The organism is Corynebacterium sp. 51B, assembly GCF_008930785.1.
In the GTDB taxonomy this organism is placed as follows: domain Bacteria; phylum Actinomycetota; class Actinomycetes; order Mycobacteriales; family Mycobacteriaceae; genus Corynebacterium; species Corynebacterium megadyptis.
Map to the genome: position 1 here is coordinate 96143 of NZ_PQMK01000006.1, position 18865 is coordinate 115007.

Annotated in this window: 19 protein-coding genes; 17 read left to right on the top strand and 2 right to left on the bottom strand. The window is 63.8% G+C overall.

Annotation, left to right across the window (positions count from 1 at the left end; genetic code table 11):
* The first annotated feature begins 64 nt into the window (after positions 1–64).
* The 13 genes from GBB14_RS08135 (at position 65) to GBB14_RS08195 (ending at position 13110) form a co-directional block, all read left to right on the top strand.
* A complete protein-coding gene (locus tag GBB14_RS08135) occupies positions 65–745 on the top strand; it encodes a hypothetical protein (RefSeq protein ID WP_151529159.1) in 681 nt (226 codons plus the stop codon).
* Between the two features lie 8 nt (positions 746–753).
* Entirely contained in the window at positions 754–1893 is a 1140-nt protein-coding gene (gene hemW / locus GBB14_RS08140; protein ID WP_225976651.1) for a radical SAM family heme chaperone HemW, read from the top strand.
* A 28-nt stretch (positions 1894–1921) separates the two neighbouring features.
* Positions 1922–2959, top strand: a complete 1038-nt coding sequence (gene hrcA / locus GBB14_RS08145) for a heat-inducible transcriptional repressor HrcA (RefSeq protein WP_151529161.1) — start codon at positions 1922–1924, stop codon at positions 2957–2959.
* A gap of 94 nt (positions 2960–3053) precedes the next feature.
* Entirely contained in the window at positions 3054–4190 is a 1137-nt protein-coding gene (dnaJ, locus tag GBB14_RS08150) for a molecular chaperone DnaJ (RefSeq protein WP_151529162.1), read from the top strand.
* A 5-nt stretch (positions 4191–4195) separates the two neighbouring features.
* A complete protein-coding gene (locus tag GBB14_RS08155; RefSeq protein WP_151529163.1) occupies positions 4196–4957 on the top strand; it encodes a 16S rRNA (uracil(1498)-N(3))-methyltransferase in 762 nt (253 codons plus the stop codon).
* 40 nt (positions 4958–4997) lie between these two features.
* On the top strand, positions 4998–5993 hold the full coding sequence (locus tag GBB14_RS08160) for a PhoH family protein (RefSeq protein WP_151529164.1): 996 nt from the start codon (positions 4998–5000) through the stop codon (positions 5991–5993).
* The gene (gene ybeY / locus GBB14_RS08165) at positions 5990–6592 is read left to right on the top strand and encodes an rRNA maturation RNase YbeY (protein ID WP_151529165.1); all 603 of its coding nucleotides are present in this window, start codon (positions 5990–5992) and stop codon (positions 6590–6592) included. Before GBB14_RS08160 ends, ybeY begins: the two co-directional genes overlap by 4 nt.
* Positions 6593–6595: 3 nt before the next feature.
* Positions 6596–7924 (top strand): hemolysin family protein, encoded by a 1329-nt coding sequence (locus tag GBB14_RS08170; protein ID WP_151529166.1) that lies wholly within the window; start codon positions 6596–6598, stop codon positions 7922–7924.
* 18 nt (positions 7925–7942) lie between these two features.
* Complete coding sequence (era, locus tag GBB14_RS08175; RefSeq protein WP_151529261.1) at positions 7943–8857, top strand: GTPase Era; 915 nt, start codon at positions 7943–7945, stop codon at positions 8855–8857.
* 15 nt (positions 8858–8872) lie between these two features.
* Positions 8873–9616 carry a DNA repair protein RecO gene (gene recO, locus GBB14_RS08180; protein ID WP_151529167.1) on the top strand — a complete coding sequence of 248 codons (744 nt, stop codon included), beginning with the start codon at positions 8873–8875 and terminating at the stop codon, positions 9614–9616.
* 15 nt (positions 9617–9631) lie between these two features.
* Complete coding sequence (locus GBB14_RS08185; protein WP_151529168.1) at positions 9632–10372, top strand: isoprenyl transferase; 741 nt, start codon at positions 9632–9634, stop codon at positions 10370–10372.
* Positions 10373–10595: 223 nt separating this feature from the next.
* Entirely contained in the window at positions 10596–11675 is a 1080-nt protein-coding gene (locus GBB14_RS08190) for a VIT1/CCC1 transporter family protein (protein WP_225976654.1), read from the top strand.
* A gap of 139 nt (positions 11676–11814) precedes the next feature.
* Entirely contained in the window at positions 11815–13110 is a 1296-nt protein-coding gene (locus GBB14_RS08195) for an HNH endonuclease signature motif containing protein (protein WP_151529170.1), read from the top strand.
* Between the two features lie 3 nt (positions 13111–13113).
* Here the strand turns inward: GBB14_RS08195 and GBB14_RS08200 are convergent, their stop codons facing one another.
* The gene (locus tag GBB14_RS08200) at positions 13114–13548 is read right to left on the bottom strand and encodes a Fur family transcriptional regulator (protein WP_151529171.1); all 435 of its coding nucleotides are present in this window, start codon (positions 13546–13548) and stop codon (positions 13114–13116) included.
* A gap of 266 nt (positions 13549–13814) precedes the next feature.
* Here GBB14_RS08200 and GBB14_RS08205 point away from each other — a divergent pair, with 266 nt between their 5' ends.
* The 3 genes from GBB14_RS08205 to GBB14_RS08215 are packed head-to-tail and all read left to right on the top strand — an operon-like array spanning position 13815 to position 16275.
* Positions 13815–15200, top strand: coding sequence for a glycine--tRNA ligase (locus tag GBB14_RS08205; protein WP_151529172.1), 1386 nt, complete (start codon positions 13815–13817; stop codon positions 15198–15200).
* 12 nt (positions 15201–15212) lie between these two features.
* Positions 15213–15770, top strand: coding sequence for a hypothetical protein (locus tag GBB14_RS08210; protein ID WP_151529173.1), 558 nt, complete (start codon positions 15213–15215; stop codon positions 15768–15770).
* A 25-nt stretch (positions 15771–15795) separates the two neighbouring features.
* On the top strand, positions 15796–16275 hold the full coding sequence (locus GBB14_RS08215) for a hypothetical protein (protein ID WP_151529174.1): 480 nt from the start codon (positions 15796–15798) through the stop codon (positions 16273–16275).
* On the opposite strand, the gene GBB14_RS08220 is transcribed toward GBB14_RS08215, so the two are convergent.
* Positions 16272–18260 carry a TPM domain-containing protein gene (locus GBB14_RS08220; protein WP_151529175.1) on the bottom strand — a complete coding sequence of 663 codons (1989 nt, stop codon included), beginning with the start codon at positions 18258–18260 and terminating at the stop codon, positions 16272–16274. The two genes, GBB14_RS08215 and GBB14_RS08220, sit on opposite strands and share 4 nt — an antisense overlap.
* Positions 18261–18307: 47 nt before the next feature.
* On the opposite strand from GBB14_RS08220, the gene GBB14_RS08225 reads away from it, so the two are divergent.
* The gene (locus tag GBB14_RS08225) at positions 18308–18862 is read left to right on the top strand and encodes a YdcF family protein (protein WP_192796120.1); all 555 of its coding nucleotides are present in this window, start codon (positions 18308–18310) and stop codon (positions 18860–18862) included.
* The last annotated feature ends 3 nt before the right edge of the window (positions 18863–18865 follow it).

Genomic DNA, 18865 nt, shown 5'->3' on the forward strand with positions numbered 1-18865 from the left:
AACTGGCTTAAAGTCGTACGCGCAGAAGACAACCCGCCCGTCCCAGCGAGTAAAGGAGCAGCACGTGGAGCTACTTGACGCCAAGCTGCGCCTCAAAGAGCTCACTCAAGAGATGTACAACATCGGCGATGAAGTGGCCGAATACATCGAGCACATCGCCGAAGCCATCACCGACTGGGACGCCGAGCTCGTGGAGGAATGCCTCCTCGAATTCGACGAGATCGCGGTGGAAGCCATCAACGACGCCCGCGTGGTGGTCTCGGAGCTCTACGGCATCCGCCAGGCCCTCATCAGCGGGCTGCGCGCCGGGTCCATGGGCGTGTGGGAATCTAGCAAGCGCACGGAGCGCTATGCGCGCCCGCAGCTTGTCGACGCCCACCTGCTCTCCACCTCTTTCGCGCTATCGAGTCCGATGTCGGTGCCGGCTCTGAGCGACGCCATGCAGGGGCGCACCGAACTGGCCACCCAGCAGCTCGCCGCAATTGTGGAATGGGAGCTGGACCAGACTGCCTGCGCCGCCGCAGACCTTGAGAGCGTGAGCCTAGCCACCATGTTCACCCGCACCCGCCGGCTGGTGCACGCCTGCGCCGAGGGCTGGTTGGAGACCGTCGCCCGCGCCCACCCCTCCTATGCCGCGGCGGCCCGCGGCTCCCACCCGCCCGAGTTTCTCGCCGAGCGGGCATGGATCGACGGCGTGGTGGCCTCGGTGCGTCGTCGCATGCACGCCAGCGACCGGGGTGCATGAGAGCAGCCATGAGCACCTTTGGCGTGTATATTCACGTGCCCTTTTGCGCCACGCGCTGTGGATATTGCGATTTCAATACCTACACCCCGGGCGAGCTTGGTAGCGCCTCCTCTCCGGAGTCCTATCTCCAGGCCCTCGCCATCGAGCTGGAGCTCTCGGCCGCCGCCACCAGCCATCGTGTGGTGGACACGGTCTTTATCGGTGGGGGCACGCCCTCGCTGCTCGGCGCGGAGAAGCTCGTTTCCATTCTGGGCATGATCCGCCAGCACTATGATCTCGCCCCCGATGCGGAGATCACCACCGAGTCCAATCCGGAATCCACCTCGGCCCGCTATTTCGAGCAGCTGCGCGCGGGCGGTTTCACCCGCGTGTCTTTGGGGATGCAATCCGCCAGCGAATCGGTGCTGGCGACCCTCGATCGCACCCACACCCCAGGACGTGCCGCCACGGCAGCGGAGCAGGCGCACGCCGCCGGCTTCGAGCATGTGAACCTCGACATGATCTACGGCACCCCGGGCGAAACGGATGATGATGTGTGCCTCACGCTGGAGACGATCCTGGGCGCTGGGGTGGATCATGTTTCGGCCTATGCGCTGATCGTGGAACCCAACACCAAAATGGGGCGGCTGGTGCGCACCGGGCAGCTGCCGGCACCCGACGATGATGTGATGGCCCGCCGCTATGAGCTCATCTCCCACAGCCTCGAAGTGGCCGGGCTCGACTGGTATGAGGTGTCCAATTGGGCTCGCCCGGGCGGGGAGTGCCGGCACAATATTGGCTACTGGAGCGATGCCGACTGGTGGGGTGCCGGGCCTGGGGCGCACTCGCATATCGGCGACCAGCGCTTCTATAACGTCAAGCATCCGCGGCGCTACTATGAGCGGCTCGGCCGCGGCGAGTTGCCGATTCAGGAGACGGAGCAGCTCAGTGCTAGCGACCGCCACACCGAGCAGATTATGCTGGGCCTGCGCATGCGCGAGGGGATAGCGCGGAGCGCGCTGGACCCGGCTGCTGCGGAGACGATCGACCGTTACGTCGATCGCCAGCTACTGAGCGTCGATAAGCATCGGCTCAGACTGAGTGATCAGGGGCGCCTCTTGGCCGATGGGATTATCGCCGATCTGTTGCTCGCGGAGGAGGAGCACTAGGCTGGTGCGTTAAGAGGGAGGTAGATGCATGTCCACAGCCACTGATGCGCGGCGTGTCCGTGTGCTGCGCGCGATTGTTGCCGATTACATCAGCTCTCAGGAGCCCGTGGGGTCGAAGTCGCTGGTGGAGCGCTATAACCTCGGGGTGTCCTCGGCCACCATCCGCAATGACATGGCGGTGCTGGAATCGGAGGGTTTTATCACCCAACCCCACGCCTCCTCGGGGCGCGTGCCCACGGAGAAGGCCTATCGCAGCTTCGTGGACTCCATTCATGACGTCAAACCACTCTCGCTGCCCGAACGGCGTGCCATCCTCTCCTTCCTAGAGGAAGGGGTGGATCTGGAGGATGTGCTGCGACGCGCCGTGCAGCTGCTCTCCCAACTCACCCGCCAGGCGGCGGTGGTGCAGATGCCGATGCTGCAGGTCTCGCGGGTCAAGCACTGCGAGGTGGTGCTGCTCAGCCCCGTGCGGCTCTTGCTCGTGCTCATCACCGACACCGGCCGGGTGGAGCAGCGCAATGTGGAACTCGAGGATGTGATCGAGCCGGAACAGGTGGCGCAGCTGCGCCACGCGCTTAACCGGGCCTTGGGCAATCACACCCTCTCCGATGCCTCGGTGGCGCTGGCGGATCTCGCCTCCCATGCACCGCACGACATCCGTATTCCCGTGATCACCTGCGCCACCGTGCTCATCGAGACTCTCGTCGAGGCGCCCTCCGATCGCCTCATCCTGGCCGGCGCCTCCAATCTCAGCCGCGCCCGCGGCGACTTTCCCCAGGGGCTCCCCGAGGTACTCGAGGCGCTGGAGGAGCAGGTGGTGGTGCTCAAGCTGCTCTCCAATGCCCACGATCTCGGCTCCGTGCGTGTCTCCATCGGCGGCGAGCACGAGGAATCGGAGCTGAAGCACACCTCGCTGGTGGCCACCGGCTATGGCACCGAGGAACGCTTGGGTGGCATGGGGGTGATGGGGCCGACCTATATGGATTATTACGGCACCATGTCCAAGGTGCAGGCCGTGGCCAGCTATGTGTCGCGGGTGCTCACGGACGAATATCACGGGGAATAATCCCGTGAAGTTTCTCCTTGTAGGTGAGGAGACTATGCTATCGGTGTTTGAGCACTGTCAATAACACAACTACGTAGGGGAAAGATTAAGACTCGTGGCTCGTGACTACTACGGAATCTTGGGCGTGGACTCGTCGGCAAGCGATGCGCAGATTAAAAAGGCGTATCGCAAGCTGGCCCGCAAGTACCACCCAGATGTCAACGATACCGAGGAGGCAGCGGAGAAGTTCCGCGAGATCTCGGTGGCCCAAGAGGTCCTGCTCGATCCCGAGAAACGCCGCATCGTGGACATGGGCGGGGACCCGATGGAGCAGCGCGCCCAGGGCGGCTATGGCGGTGGCTTCTCCGGTGGCGGCTTCGGCGATATCTTCGAAGCCTTCTTCGGTGGCGCCGGCGGGGGCGGCCGTGGCCCGCGCTCGCGGGTGCAGCCCGGCAACGACGCCCTGCTGCGCACCGAGATCTCCTTGGAGGAGGCCTTCCGCGGCGTCAAGAAGGACATCACCGTCGATACCGCCGTGCTCTGCGATCGCTGCGAAGGCACCGGTTCGGAATCCAAGTCCGCGCCCGAGACCTGTGGGACGTGTCATGGCAGCGGTGAGATCCAAGAGGTGCAGCGCAGCATTTTGGGCAATGTGATGACATCCCGCCCCTGCCGCGCCTGCCAGGGCTTCGGCGAGATCATCAAGGATCCCTGCTCGGAGTGCTCGGGCGAGGGACGGGTGCGCAAGCGCCGCGATCTCGTGGTCTCTATTCCGCAGGGCATCGCCGACGGCATGCGCATCCGCATGGCCGGCCAGGGCGAGGTCGGACACGGTGGCGGGCCGGCTGGCGATCTCTACGTGGAGGTCAGCACTACCCCGCACCCGGTATTCACCCGCGATGGCGATACCCTGCACTTCACCGCGAAGGTGCCCATGGTGGATGCGGCGCTCGGCGCCGCTCTCACCGTCACCGATCTCCGCGGCGAGGAGCTGACGGTGGACATCCAGCCCGGCTCCCAGCCCAGCCAGACCGTGCGCATGCACGGCGCCGGCATGCCGAAGCTGCGCGCCGAGGGCGCCGGTGACATGGTGGCGCACCTCGACGTCACCGTGCCCACCGAGCTCAACGACGCCTCCCGCGAGCTGCTGGAGAAGGTGCGTGCCCAGTCCTCCGAGTCGGTCAAGGTGCATAGCCAGGACCGTGAGGGCGAGGGCTTCTTCGACCGCGTCCGCAGCCGCTTCCGCAGGTAAAAGCAGTGTCCCTTCCGCTCTTTTTGGACCCCGAGCTCGCGGCGGCCCCGCCGGTGGGCGCGCGCGTGGAGCTGCGCGGCCAAGAGGCCACCCATGCCGGCACCGTGATGCGGCTCGGCGTGGGCGAGCAGCTGCGGCTGAGCAATGGCCGCGGCCTCGTGCTGCGGTGCGAGATCGCCGCCCCACCCAGCAAGCAGCGCGTGGAGCTGACTGTCTGCGCGGTGGAGGAGGTGGCCGCGCCGCGGCCGCGGGTGAGCATCGTCCAGGCGCTGCCCAAAACCGAACGGGCGGAGCTCGCCGTGGATCTGGCCACCCAGGGAGGGGTCGATGCCCTCATTCCCTGGCAAGCCAGCAGGTGTATCGCCAAGTGGCCGGCGCAGAAGCGCGCCAAGTTGCACGGTAAATGGGTGAGCACCGCGGTGGCGGCCGCCAAGCAGTCCCGCCGCCCCGTCGTGCCCGAGGTGGAGCAGCTGCACCAGACCGCCGAGATTGTGCAGCGCATCGAGGCCCTCAGCGCCGCCGGCGGGCTGGCCTATGTGCTACACGAGGAAGCCACCGAGTCGCTGGGCACCGCCCCCGTTGATGCCCCAGAGATCATGCTCATCGTCGGCCCCGAGGGCGGGATCAGTGAGGAGGAGCTGGCCGCCTTTCGCGCGGCGGGTGCCCAGCCGGTGCTGCTTGGCCCCGAGGTGCTGCGTACCGCCAGCGCCGGGCTGGTGGCATTGGCCGCGATTGGTTCACGCACTCCGCGCTGGCATCTACGTTAAGCTGCAGTGGACACTCCGGAAAGGACAAGAAAGAGAGCACGTGGGAATCTACGAGCGCACCGAAACCGCATCGTTGAGCTATAGCATCGAGCCGCAGCTAGCCCAGGCGGTCTGCGGGATCAATGACGAGAACATCAAGGTCCTCGACAACCAGCTGGCCTGCGATTTCTTCGTGCGCGGCAACGAGGTCACCCTCACTGGGCCCGCCCCCGTGGTGGCTCGGGCGCGCCGCGTGCTGAACGAGCTGCAGGCCATGGCGCGGCGGGGGCATGTCATCACCCGCGACGCGGTTAAGCACACCATCACCATGGTGAGCGTCGAGGCCCCCGAGGGCGTTAATCGCCGCCTGGCCCAGGAGATCGTGGCCCGCCGCGGCAAGGTGATTCGCCCCAAGACTCGCGGCCAGCAGGACTATGTGGATGCCATCGATCAGCACACCGTGGTCTTCGGTATCGGCCCGGCCGGCTCCGGTAAAACCTATTTGGCCATGGCCAAGGCCGTGCAGGCCCTGCAGTCCAAGGCTGTCTCGCGCATCATTCTTACCCGTCCCGCCGTGGAGGCGGGGGAGAAGCTGGGCTTTTTGCCCGGCACCTTAAATGACAAGATCGACCCCTATTTGCGGCCGCTCTATGATGCGCTGCGCGACATGATGGACCCCGAGGCCATCACCAAGCTCATGGAGGCCGGCGTGATCGAGGTAGCCCCCTTGGCCTATATGCGCGGCCGCACCCTCAATGATGCGTTCGTGATCCTCGACGAGGCCCAGAACACCACGCCGGCGCAGATGAAGATGTTTCTTACCCGCCTCGGCTTCGGCTCCACGATGGTGGTCACCGGCGATATCACGCAGGTGGATCTGCCCGGCGGGCAGAAGTCCGGGTTGCGCATTATCCGCGAGATCCTCTCCGGGGTAGAGGATATCTACTTCGCCGATCTCGGCGCCGAGGACGTGGTGCGCCACCAGCTCGTGGGCGCCATCGTGGACGCCTATGACGATTATGATGAACGCCAGCTCAAGCGGAAGGCCCAGCAGTGAGCATCGAGATTTTTAATGAGTCCGGATACCCGGGAGTCAATGAGGAAGCACTCATCGACGTCGCCGGTTTCGCTTTGCGACGCATGGACATCAACCCAGCCGCAGAGCTATCCATCCACATCGTGGACCTCGACACCATCGCCGATTTGCATGTGCGCTGGCTGGATCTCGAAGGCCCCACCGATGTGATGAGCTTCCCCGTGGACGAGCTCACCCCCGGTTCCGGTGGGCGCCCCGACGCCGCCGACCCCGGCCCGGCGATGCTGGGCGATATCGTGCTCTGCCCCGAGTTCGCCGAGCGCCAAGCCACCAAGGCTGGCCACAATCTTTCCCACGAACTGGCGCTGCTCACCGTGCACGGCTGCCTGCACCTGATGGGCTTCGATCACCTCGAGCCCGAGCAGGAACGGGAGATGTTCGCGCTGCAAAATGAGCTTTTGGCCGACTGGTACGATGACATCCACGAGCGCGAACTCGAGTTTCCCGCCAAGCCCTCGGGGGCATCTGCTTTTCCCAGCGCGGCCGATCGCGCCGAGTTGGACGAGACCCTGACCGATACAGAAGGATACATTCCGCCGATCGCGGAGCCCCGCCCCTAACTTATGGAACCCACCTTATTGCTCATCTTCGTCCTCGGGGCGGTGGTCGCCACCATCGCCTCCGCGGCCTTCGGCACCATCGAATCCGCCGTCAATTCCATCTCACCCGCCCGCGTCGAGGAGATGGTCAAAAGCGAGAAGGAGGGTTCCAAAACCCTCCTGAAAGTGTTGCAGCGCCGCGCCGACAACATCAATCTTCTGGTGTTGCTGCGCACGCTTCTCGACGCCATCGCCGCGGTACTCATCGCCCTGTTTACCGTGGATCTGATCGATGGTAAGGCCTGGGCGCTGCTGATCGCGGTGCTCGGCTTCAGCCTCATCAACTATCTCGTGGTGGGCGTGTTCTCCCGCACCGTGGGGCGCAAGAATCCCTACACGGTCTCGTTGCGTTCCGCCGTGGTGCTCTCCGCCATCGGCTATGTGCTGGGCCCGATCAGCCGCATTCTCATCTGGGTGGGCAATAAGCTCACCCCCGGCGATGGTTTCCGCGATGGCCCCTTCGCCTCCGAGGTGGAGGTGCGCGAGATGGTGGACATGGCCCTCGAAAACGGCATCGTGGAAAACTCCGAGCGCAAGATGATCCAGTCCGTCTTCGACCTCACCTCCACCACGGCCCGGCAAGTGATGGTGCCGCGGCCCGAGATGGTGTGGATCGAGCAGGACAAGAATGCTGGCCAGGCCACCTCGCTGTGCGTGCGCTCCGGCTACTCCCGCATCCCCGTGATCGGGGAAAACGTGGACGATATCGTGGGCGTGGTCTATCTCAAGGACCTCGTGCAGCAGACCTACTATTCCACCGATGGCGGCCGCAGCGTCGCCGTCACCGACCTGATGCGCGAGCCCAGCTTCGTGCCCGATTCGAAGTCCCTCGACGAGCTGCTGCAGGAGATGCAGCTGCAGCGCTTCCACATCGCGATGTTGGTGGACGAATACGGCGGCATCGCCGGGTTGATCTCCATCGAGGACATCTTGGAGGAGATCGTGGGCGAGATCGCCGACGAGTACGACTCCGATGAGATCGCCCCCATCGAGAAGATCTCCGAGCGGTGCTACCGCGTGCACGCCAAGCTCTCCCTCGACGAGCTCGAGGAGTTTGTGGCCGAGGAGCTCGAGCAGGATCTCGAGTTCGACGATGACCTCGACGTGGACACCGTGGGCGGGCTCATGGCCTTCGGCCTGGGACGCGTGCCCCTGCCCGGCTCTAGTACTCACACCCACGGGCTCACCCTGACCGCGGAAGGCGGCACGGATCGCAAGGGCCGGATGCGTATTGTCACCGTGGTGGTCAGCGTCGATAAGCCAGCGGAGCAGGACGAAGAGCCGCAACGCTGATCGCGTATGCTTAAGCGCATGTTCACCGATACACCTGAAGGTTTCCGCTCCGGCTTTGTGAGTTTCGTGGGTAGGCCCAATACCGGCAAGTCCACGCTGATGAACGCCCTGGTGGGCGAGAAAGTGGCCATTACCGCCGATCAGCCGGAAACCACGCGTCACACCATTCGTGGGCTCGTGCACCGCGAGGACGCGCAGGTAGTCATCGTGGATACCCCAGGGCTGCACCGCCCGCGCACCCTGCTGGGTGAGCGCCTCAATGAAATGGTGGCCGAGACCTACGCCGATGTGGACGTCATCGGCATCACCATTCCCGCCGATGAGAAGATCGGGCCCGGCGATCGGTGGATCGTGGAGAACGTGCGCAAGGTAGCGCCGCACACCACCCTGCTGGGCGTGATCACCAAGGTGGATAAGGTCAGCCGCGATACCATCGCCGAGCGGTTGCTGCAGGCCCATGAGCTGCTCGGGTCTGAGGCGGAACTCGTGCCGGTCTCGTCCATGTCGGGCGAGCAGCTCGATGTGCTCATGGACGTGATTGTGGGGCTGCTGCCCGAGGGGCCGAAGTTCTATCCCGACGATCACATCACCGACGATTCCACCGAGAAGCGCATGGCCGAGCTCATCCGCGAGGCCGCCCTCAGCGGGCTGAAAGAGGAATTGCCGCACTCGGTGGCCGTGGAGATCGACGAAGTGCTGGACGATCCCGAACGCCCCGGGGTGAAAAACGTGCACGCCGTGATCTATGTGGAGCGGCCCGGGCAGAAGAAGATCCTCATGGGCAAGGCCGATCGCCGCTATGGGCGCATTGTGCACAACGCCCGCCAAGAGATCATGCAGCTGCTGGGCCATAATATCTATCTCGACCTGCGTATTAAGGTGCTCAAAGACTGGCAGCAGGATCCCAAATCCTTGGGACGACTCGGTTTTTAGAGGAGGTCCTCACGCGTGCGACGCGGCAGCTTCCGCGACCGCGCCCTCGTGGTGCGCACCTATGATTTCGGCGAAGCCGATCGCATCGTCGTGTTGCTCACGCGCCAGCACGGTCTGGTGCGCGCCGTGGCCAAGGGCGTGCGTCGCGCCCGCTCGCGTTTCGGCTCACGGATCCAGCGCTTCGTGCTTCTCGACGTCGAGTGCTACCCAGGCAAGAACCTGGCGCTCATCACCGGCGCAGACACGGTGAACTACTACGCATCGGGCATCATCGAGGACTACCAGCGCTATAGCGCGGCCTGCGCCGTGCTCGAAACCGCCGAAAAGCTCTCCCTGGTGGATCTGCCCGATGCGGCTCTCTTCGATCTCGCCGCCGCCGCCCTCGACTCCCTGCGCCACGATGACACTCCGCTGCTCAGCCTCGATATTTTCCTCTTGCAGGCGATGGGCAGCGCCGGCTGGTTGCCCGAAATGTTTAACTGCGCTCACTGCGATAAACCGGGGCCCCACCGCGGCTTCGACCCCGGCTCCGGCGGGGCCGTATGCGCCGAATGCCGTCCACCCGGTGCCGCCACCGTGCCCACCGAGGCACTCCGGCTCATGTGGTGGATGGCGCACGGCCGCTACGATGCCATGGCCCGCGCCCAGCAGGCCGATCCGGTGCAATGGGCGGCGCTGGTGGATACAGCGCACCGCTTGATCACCGATCACGTGCAATACCACCTCGAGCGGGGTGTGCTCAGCCTGCGGGCGGATTAATGGCACAATGAGGGAGTGAATTCATCTGCACTTACCCCGCCGACCATTCCCGCCGAGTTTATTCCGCGCCATATTGCGCTGGTCATGGACGGAAATGGGCGCTGGGCTAAGGAACGCGGCCTCAAGCGCACCGAAGGCCACAAACGCGGCGAAGCCGTGCTCATGGATGTGGTGGATGCCTGCCTCGCATTGGGTGTGGACTATCTCTCCGCCTACGCCTTCTCCACCGAGAACTGGCGACGCAGCACGGACGAGGTGCGCTTCCTCATGGGCTTCAACCGCGATGTGCTGCGGCGACAGCGCGATGTGCTCAACGAGAAGGGCGTGCGGGTGCGGTGGGCAGGCCGCCGACCGCGGCTGTGGCGCAGCGTCATCCGCGAACTAGAAGAAGCCGAGCAGCTTACCGCCGCCAACACCCGCATGACCTTGGCTATGTGCGTCAATTACGGCGGCCGAGCCGAGATCGTCGACGCCGCCCGCGAGATCGCCCGCCAAGCCCGCGCTGGGACGCTCTCGCCTGGCGCTATCACCGAAGAGCGCTTCTCCGAGTTCCTCGACGAACCCGATATGCCCGATGTGGACCTCTTCTTGCGGCCCTCGGGAGAGAAGCGCACCTCGAACTTTTTGCTCTGGCAGTCCGCGTATGCCGAGATGGTCTACCAAGACAAGCTCTTCCCCGATTTCACTCCCCAGGACCTCTTCGCCGCAGTGGAAGAATATGCTCGCCGCGATCGCCGATTCGGCGGAGTGAAATAAAAATTTCATTCATATCCCATGATCAACCCCGGTTGGCAGCGCCGCCACGAGGGGTTAAGATACCGGCGATCACGTGGTAATCGGCCACGTATCGTCTTCATGAGCCGCGGCGCGTGAACATATAGCGTGCGACGTGGCGCAAGCGTGAGCTGGGAGAGAAATGTCAGACAAAGCGACGTCCGCAGGAAGCCATGAGGCGGGAGGGAAGAAGGCTGCGCGGCTGCTGAGTACTGCCAGCCCCAAGCAAGTAAAGCGCTGGCGCCAATACCTCGCCAATGAACGCGCCGAGGCGGCCGTGTACCGCGAGCTCGCCCGCGGCAAGACGGGGGAAGAGCGCGAGATCCTGCTGCGCATCGCCCAAGCGGAGTCGCGGCACGAGCAGCACTGGCACACCCTCCTCGGCGACGAAGTGGGCATGCCCCTGCGGCCGGATTTCTCCACGCGGTTTATGGCCTTTATGGCGCGCCACTTCGGATCGGTCTTTACCCTGGCGCTCATGCAAAACGCTGAGTCGCGTAGCCCCTATGAGGAGGACCAAGACGCCACCAGCCAAATGCAGGCCGATGAGCGCATCCACGCCGAGGTCGTCCGCGGCCTCGCGGCGCGCTCCCGGGAACGCATGTCCGGCGGCTTCCGCGCCGGGGTCTTTGGGCTCAACGATGGTCTCGTCTCTAACCTCGCGCTCGTGCTCGGCATCGCGGGATCCGGGGTGTCGCAGAACGTCATTCTGCTCACCGGTGTGTCCGGCCTTTTGGCCGGTGCCCTCTCGATGGCGGCGGGGGAGTACGTCTCGGTGCAGTCCCAAAAAGAGCTCCTCGAGGCATCCACCCCCGACCCCGAGGTGCGCCGCGCCCTGCCGCAGCTCGACTTTGACGCCAATGAGCTCGCCTTGGTCTATCGTGCCCGCGGAATCGATCAGCAGGAGGCCGAAGACAAAGCTCGGGCCGTGCTGCAGCGCATCCGCACCGCACATGATGTTCAGACCCCGGGCGAATTGAGCGATGCGTCCTCCGATACCAGCTCCGTGGGTACAGGGATAACCGCGGCGCTGTCGAGCTTTGCGTTCTTTGCCGGCGGTGCCCTCATCCCCATCCTGCCTTTCCTCTTTGCTCTCTCCACCACCACGGCTGCGGTGATCAGCACCGTGCTCGTTGGTATCGCCCTGCTGCTCACCGGTGGCATCGTGGGCGTACTCTCCGGCGGGCCGCCGGCCAAGCGGGCGCTGCGGCAGCTGGCCATTGGTCTCGGCGCGGCAGGCGTGACGTGGCTATTGGGCACGCTCTTCGGTACTAGCATCTCCTAGCTAGGCTGCTGGCTGTTCTGCTGGCTGGGCGATGCCCTGTCTAAAAAACTCGTGCGCAGCTATTGACTATCGAACACCTATGCGAGAATATAGTTCTCGGGGGAAAAGTTTAGGTGAAAAATAGCGTGCAGGGGGAATAATGTTTGCGCAGCTAGAAGAAGATCAATTACCCGCAGAGATCCGTACTATCTACAGCTCCCATCCGCTATGGGGTGCAGTGTTCGAACGCATTAACAATACAGACTGTCGCTATAGTCACGAGCTGGCGACACTACCGTATAGCGCCCTCGAGGTGAATCGTCGCCGCCTCGAGCTGATCGATTATCTCGCGGAGAGGGCGGGGGCGGGCGATGCGGTGGAATATACCGCGGCGCGCTTCGCTGGGCCTTTAGGGTGTACCGAGAATTTCGTGGTGACGCTGCTTGAGCTCTCCCAGCTTTTCCGGGACTTCCCGTTACTCGCGGCGGTGTTGCGTCTCAGGCCAATTTTCAATGACTCGCACCTGCTGACGCTTGCCTCGGCATTAGTGGGGATTGCGCCGGAGAAAAGAGTGGACTTTGAGCTGAATTTCCTGCTCGATGTGCTGCCGCGGCGCAATAATCAGCAGCTCAAAGGGCGCTACTGGTTACGCCGGCGCATCAACGACATCCTGGTGCGGGTGGATCCCCTCGGGGTGGATTCCAGCGGAGAGAAAGATCCGCGCCGAGCGAAGCAGGAGTCAGTGAGCTTTTGGGACAATCCCGAAGGCGAGACCGGCTATATCGACATCGAGCTGAAGAATCATCGCTACCACCAGGTGATGGGAACGATCGCCCAAGTGGCCGCGCAGCGGGGGATTTCGCAGACGGATGCGCTCGTGGATCTGATGACACAGAACACCAACACCAAGGTGGTCTTTCATGTCTACGCCAACTGGTATGAGAAGCAGGCGTGGACTCCCGAGCAGGGGTGGCTATCGGAATACGCCACAGACGAGCTGCTCAAGCAGGTGACCGCGCTCCAGTTGCTCTCTGATTCGGAGGTTGATTCCTATCAACCGTCGGAGTCGCAGCGGCACGAGGTGATCGCCCGCTATGGCTGCTGCAACTTCCCTGGGTGTACCACGGCGGCATCGAAATGCCAGATGGACCACCTCCAGGAATATAACCGGGGCGGCCCGACAGCGACGTGGAATCTGCATCCACTGTGCACCAAGCATCACCGGCTCAAGACCCTCGGGGAGTACACCGTCGAGATGGATCCGCAGGGCAACACTATCTGGCGCTCCAAGGACGGTGAAGAAGCCACCTCCGTGCCGGAGGGAGTGATCAAGGATATGCGCCGGCTGACGCTGGAGGAGCGGATGCGGCGCAAGCACCAGGTGCGGCGCGAGAAGAATGAGGCGATCTACGGAACCGAGGTGCAGTCCGAGGCGGACGAGCCCGCCCCGTTCTAGTGCTTAAGGGGTGGAGTGGCGCGGGGCGCACTCGGCGCAGAAGCCGAAGACCTCGGCGGTATGGGCAGTGAGCTTGAAACCATGAGCCTGGGCGGCCTGCTGGGCCCATTCCTCCACGGGGCCACCCTCGATTTCCTCGGTCTTGCCGCAGTCGGTGCAGACCAGGTGGTGGTGATGGCCTTCCGTGTCGCAATGGCGGTAGCGCGTCTCCCCGGAGGCCATGTTCAGCACGTCCACGGCCTCAATATCGGCCAAGGACTGCAGGGTGCGGTACACAGTGGTCAGGCCCACTCGGTAATTACGGCGAGTGAGCTCTTCGTGGATCGTTTTCGCAGAGGCGAAGGCGTCCAGATCGCGGAGAACATTCACCACAGCTGCACGCTGCCTGGTGCTACGCACGCCAAGTTTGGGGATGGTCGGGTCGTTACGGGTAGCCATCGAACTGACTCCTTCGAGTTACAGGGGAACAATCACTCGGCGGGGCTGTTAGCGCCGAGACGGGGATCATCAGGCATTAGTGTAAGCCCCACAATGGGCCCGACACAGTATTGTCATCTGTTTCCTTTAAGGTTTATCGAAATTGAAATGAAAACGGTTACATCAGGGAAGGGACGTCTCTCGGGCGAGGACATGACAGCGGCTGTGGCCCCTAGCGATAGTATGGTTGAGACTTACATGTGTAGACGCTAAAAGAGGAGCTTCCTGTGGCACAGCAATCTGTTGTCGATTCCGTGGTCAATCTCTGCAAACGCCGAGGTCTGGTGTATCCATGCGGTGAGATCTACGGCGGCACCCGCTCGGCCTGGGACTACGGCCCGCTGGGTGTGGAACTGAAGGAAAACATCAAGAAGCAGTGGTGGCGCACCTTCGTTCAGGGCCGCGCCGACGTGGTGGGCTTGGACTCCTCGATCATCCTGCCGCGCCAGGTGTGGGAGGCCTCCGGCCACGTCGAGACCTTCACCGACCCGCTGGTGGAGTCCCTGCACACGCACAAGCGCTACCGCGCCGACCACTTGCTCGAGGCCTATGAGGCGAAGCACGGCCACCCGCCGGCTAATGGTCTCGCCGACGTCAAGGATCCCGAGACCGGCCAAGACGGCAAGTGGACCGAACCGCAGCTCTTCTCGGGTCTGATGAAGACCTACCTCGGCCCCGTCGATAACGAGCAGGGCCTGCACTACATGCGCCCCGAAACCGCCCAGGGTATCTTCATCAACTTCAAAAACGTGATGACGACCGCCCGCCTCAAGCCGCCCTTCGGTATCGGCCAGGTCGGTAAGGCCTTCCGCAACGAGATCACCCCGGGCAACTTCATCTTCCGTACCCGCGAGTTCGAGCAGATGGAGATCGAGTACTTCGTCAAGCCGGAAGAAGCACCGGAGAAGTTCGACGAGTGGGTCGATGCCTGCTGGAACTGGTTTATCGATCTGGGCATCAACCCCGAGAACATCCGCCAGTTCGATGTGCCGCAGGACGAGCGCGCCCACTACTCCGATCGCACCATCGATTTCGAGTACAAATTCGACTTCAGCGGCAATCCCTGGGGCGAGCTCATGGGCGTGGCCAACCGCACCGATTTCGACCTCTCCAGCCACATCACCGCCTCCGGCGAGGACCTGTCCTACTTCGACCAGGCGAGCGGCGATCGCTATGTGCCCTACGTGATCGAGCCCTCCTTCGGCCTCACCCGCGCCCTCATGGCCTTCCTCTGCGATGCTTACACCGAGGACGAGGCCCCGAATGCCAAGGGTGGCGTCGATAAGCGCACCGTGCTGAAGCTCGATCCGCGCCTGTCTCCGATCAAGGTGGCTGTGCTGCCCCTGTCCAAGAAGGAAACGCTCACCCCGACCGCCGAGAAGGTGGCGGATGAGCTGCGTAAGTACTGGACCATCGACTATGACGTCTCCGGTGCTATTGGCCGCCGCTACCGTCGTCACGACGAGATCGGCACCCCCTTCTGCGTCACCGTGGACTTCGACACGCTCGAGGACAACGCAGTCACCGTGCGTGAGCGCGACACCATGGAGCAGGAGCGCGTCTCCATCGACCAGCTGCAGGGCTATCTGGCCCAGCGCCTCATTGGCTGCTAAGGAGTAGGACACATGGAGAATCTGCAGTGGTCGCGCCGTGAAAAGGGCGAGTCCGGCACCGTCATGAAGCTGCGTCAAGGCACCGATGTGGTGGCCGTGGACGTGATCACCCAAGAGGGTGTATCTGGGCGCATGAGCGTGGGCGGCAGCGAGCCGTGGCGCCTCCATGTGGCCCCCGATGACGGCGCCTCTGCCACCACCCCGGACGGCCGCGTCTACAGCGCGAAGCCCGAAGAGGCTGGCACCAAGTTCACCAAGGCCAAGGCGTTCACCGTGGACGCCAATGGCCGAGCCATGCGTGTGGTCAATGAATCCGCCAATAACTGGGTGGTGGAGGATCACGACGGTACTAAGCTGGGCCAATTCACTGGCTTCAACTCGGGAGTTCGCGACGTCGAGCTGGATCTGAGCGACCTTCCCTCCGATGATCTGCTCAGCCAAGAGGAAGCCGTGTTCCTCGCCTGGCTGGCGCGCATCGCATTGGAGAACCGTCTCGAGTCGCGTTCCACCATCATCATCGCCACCTTGGTGTTGCTCACCATCTTGGCGCTGGCCGTGTTCCTGCTTTAAGCACCGATAGAAAGGGCGCACGATCATGGTTGAGCAGCGAGTCTCCACCACCCCCGGGCAATCGCCGTGGGTGTGGGTGTGGGATGAAAACGAGCTGCTCGACCGCGATGATCTCCTCATCGCCCACGTGCGCTCCGATGTGATCTACGTGGACGGCCAGCGCCTCCTCGTGGAATACACCCCCGGCACCACCTCCTTCAGCTTCCGCGCCACCGCCGCGGACGGGGAGATGATGTGCGTGCGCCAATCAGGCTTTACCATTACCTCTCTCGAGGCCGAATGCGGCGATCGGCGCTACAAGCTGGATCGCTGCTCGGTCTGGCGCAAAGAACGCGCCATCACCACCTCCGATGGCGCCATCGCGGCCTTCACCCGGCCGCGGGTGTCCGGCCGCGTCGAGATAGAAAACGGCCCAGCCCACGCAGAGATTCCGCTTATCGACGCCGTGGTGCTGACATGGGCCTGCGTGGTGGTGGATTCGCCGATCAGGCGGCCGCGCTACTAGAAACGGCCGCCGCCACCGAAGGAACCGCCGCCGCCGCCGAAGGGGCCCCCTCCGAAGGAGCCCCCGCTGAAGCCGCCGCCGCCTCCACTGAGCAGGCTGTTGATCACCATGCCGGCCACAAATGCACCAGAGGTACTGTCCGAGGAGCGGTGGCGATCGTTGTACTTCGAAATCTCGTCTTCTACCGCGCGGTAGGCGCGATCAGCGGCGCGATGCGCCTCCACAGCGATATCGGCCGCGCCCCGCAGATTCGTGCTGCGCAGCTGCTGCGCTCGCGAGCGCAGCTGGATAGCCTCGGCCAGCAGGGTGCGTGGCCGCGCCCCAATAACTCGGCCACGGGTGGCCACCAGATCCTCTGTGGACTGAATGAGACGATCCGCAGACGCTAAGGTGCTGTCGAGACGCCGCAGCAGTTCCTCACCGACGCGCGAGGAGGTGCGCAGGGTCTCGAGCAGCAGATCGAGCTCGCCATCGGCCTCGGTGAGGGTGGCGTGGCTGGCCAAGGGATCGGCCTCGCCCTGCTCCTGCGCCTGGGCTACCGCCTGTTCGGCCTGCTGGGTAACGGAGCTGACACGCTGCTCATCCACCCGCACGCCGGTGCTGCGGCTGCGCCGCATGAGATCCTCGGTCTCGCGCAGCTCTGCACGGACCTCCTCGATCAGCCCCGGCAGGGCGGCACGCGCGCCGGCGATATTCGTTTCGGCGTGCTCCACGCCAGCCAGCAGCTGATCGGCCTGGTCCACAAGCTTTTCGGTGCCGGTGATCAAATCCACTACATCGGACTGCTCGCCCGCCGGTAGCTGGGCGCGCTCGCGGGCGGTATCGAGGGTGGACTCGGCCTGGGAGAGGTGCTTCTCCGCCATCTCCACGTTGTCGGTGATCGATCCCAAGGTGCTGGCGCTATAGCGGGAACGCAGCTGGTCCAGCTGCTCCTCGGCGCGCGGCAGGCGAGTGCGCAAATCCACGATGCGCTGGGTGAGCCGATCCAAATTCTCCGGGGCATTGAGCAAGACATTGCGCATCCGCGCGAAGTCCTCGGAGCGGGCGTCGAGAATATCATCGGCGCTCGCGCAGGAGGTCACGATCCGCACCAGCCCATCGCGCCGCTCACCGCGGAAACTCTCGGCATCGAGGGCGCTCTTGATGGCAAAAGCCTCGTGCAGGGTGCGCTGCGAGGACTCGAGAGCTTGGGTGAACTGGCGGGTGCGGATCTCACCGAACTCGGCCTTTGCCAAACGCAGCTCCTCCTGGGCGCGGCGAATGGACTCATCGGTCGAGACCAGCTCTTCTTCCGCCAGCTCGGCCAGCACCTCGGTATCGAGGCTGCGGAAGCTATCCACATCATCGGAGCGGAACTTCCGGGCCTGTTCGATCTGCTGGCGCTGTTCCTTCGCGCGTCGCCGCTTCGAGGCGTACCACAGCCCGCCGCCGGCGCCCACCACGGCAACGGCACCGCCGCCGAGCCAGCCAATCTCCTCGCCGCTCAAAGAACCAGAGGAGGCATAAGTATCAGCCATGGTCTGCGCCCCCGCAGCCCAGTTACTGTCTCCCAGGGCGGGCAGGCCGGCATTAACAATGTCTTTGAGCTCCGACTCCGACCACTCGGAACCACCGTGGTAGCCATAGGCACGCGAGGATACGTCCACCGAGATGATCGCCACGTTATCGCCCGACATCTGCTGGAACCACTGCTCGGCCCGCTCGGTGCCGGTGCCTTGATAATCAGACTCGAAAATCAGATAAAGCAGCCGCCCATGATCCTGAAAGCCCTGGCGTAGCGCGTCGCTAATGGCGGTAGTCTCCGCGGCGGAGAACACCCCCGCAAAATCACCCACATAATTGTCTCTCAACTGTTGATAATCCGCGGAGGACACCATGGTCACTGGCGGTGCTTCCGCATGGGCGCTGGGGCCAGCGGCAAGCAGGCCGATAGCACCGGCGGCAATCATGGTGGCGGACAGGGGACCAACTATGCGCGTGCTCATACGTGCCAGAGTAGTGCACTATGGGCCGTGCTAGTCTCGGCACCACTATGACCACGTCTCCCACAGCGCTCGTGCTGGGAACCTCCCAGTACGATGGCGTGCCCTCCCAAGTCTTCGCCGCGCGCCTCGACGCCGCCCACCGGCTCTATCAGGACCACACCGTGCAGAGGATCGTCATCGTCGGCGGCAATTTACCCGGGGATCGCTTCAGCGAAGCCGAAGCGGGAGCGAACTATCTCGCGGAGCGCGGGGTGCCGCGCCGCGACCTCGTCGACGTGCCGGAAGGCCACGATACGCGCAGCTCCTTGGAAGCGGTGGGGGCACGCGTCGATAAGCGAACACCGCTGATCGTGGTGACGGATCGGACTCATCTGCTGCGGGCACGGTGGGTGGCGCGCCGGGAAGGATATGCCGCCACCGGGCATGGGGTGCGGGCGAAGCTGCGCATCTATGGGCTGCTGCATGAGGTCGGCGGGCTGGCGGTGCTCGTGGTGGAGACCGTGGCCGGTCGGCGCTGGGCGCGACGTGTCGAGCGGTGTTTTCGCACGCTTGGCTCATTTTATCGGCCAAGTCTGCGGGCCCGAATGAAGCAACTCTACTAGCGT

What these genes read in the sequence shown, in the direction of transcription:
- hemW (WP_225976651.1), top strand. Translation starts at nt 754, where the DNA reads ATGAGCACCTTTGGCGTGTATATTCACGTGCCCTTTTGCGCCACGCGC.
- hrcA (WP_151529161.1), top strand. Translation starts at nt 1,922, where the DNA reads ATGTCCACAGCCACTGATGCGCGGCGTGTCCGTGTGCTGCGCGCGATT.
- GBB14_RS08170 (WP_151529166.1), top strand. Translation starts at nt 6,596, where the DNA reads ATGGAACCCACCTTATTGCTCATCTTCGTCCTCGGGGCGGTGGTCGCC.
- era (WP_151529261.1), top strand. Translation starts at nt 7,943, where the DNA reads ATGTTCACCGATACACCTGAAGGTTTCCGCTCCGGCTTTGTGAGTTTC.
- GBB14_RS08195 (WP_151529170.1), top strand. Translation starts at nt 11,815, where the DNA reads ATGTTTGCGCAGCTAGAAGAAGATCAATTACCCGCAGAGATCCGTACT.
- GBB14_RS08200 (WP_151529171.1), bottom strand. Translation starts at nt 13,548, where the DNA reads ATGGCTACCCGTAACGACCCGACCATCCCCAAACTTGGCGTGCGTAGC.
- GBB14_RS08210 (WP_151529173.1), top strand. Translation starts at nt 15,213, where the DNA reads ATGGAGAATCTGCAGTGGTCGCGCCGTGAAAAGGGCGAGTCCGGCACC.
- GBB14_RS08215 (WP_151529174.1), top strand. Translation starts at nt 15,796, where the DNA reads ATGGTTGAGCAGCGAGTCTCCACCACCCCCGGGCAATCGCCGTGGGTG.
- GBB14_RS08220 (WP_151529175.1), bottom strand. Translation starts at nt 18,260, where the DNA reads ATGAGCACGCGCATAGTTGGTCCCCTGTCCGCCACCATGATTGCCGCC.
- GBB14_RS08225 (WP_192796120.1), top strand. Translation starts at nt 18,308, where the DNA reads ATGACCACGTCTCCCACAGCGCTCGTGCTGGGAACCTCCCAGTACGAT.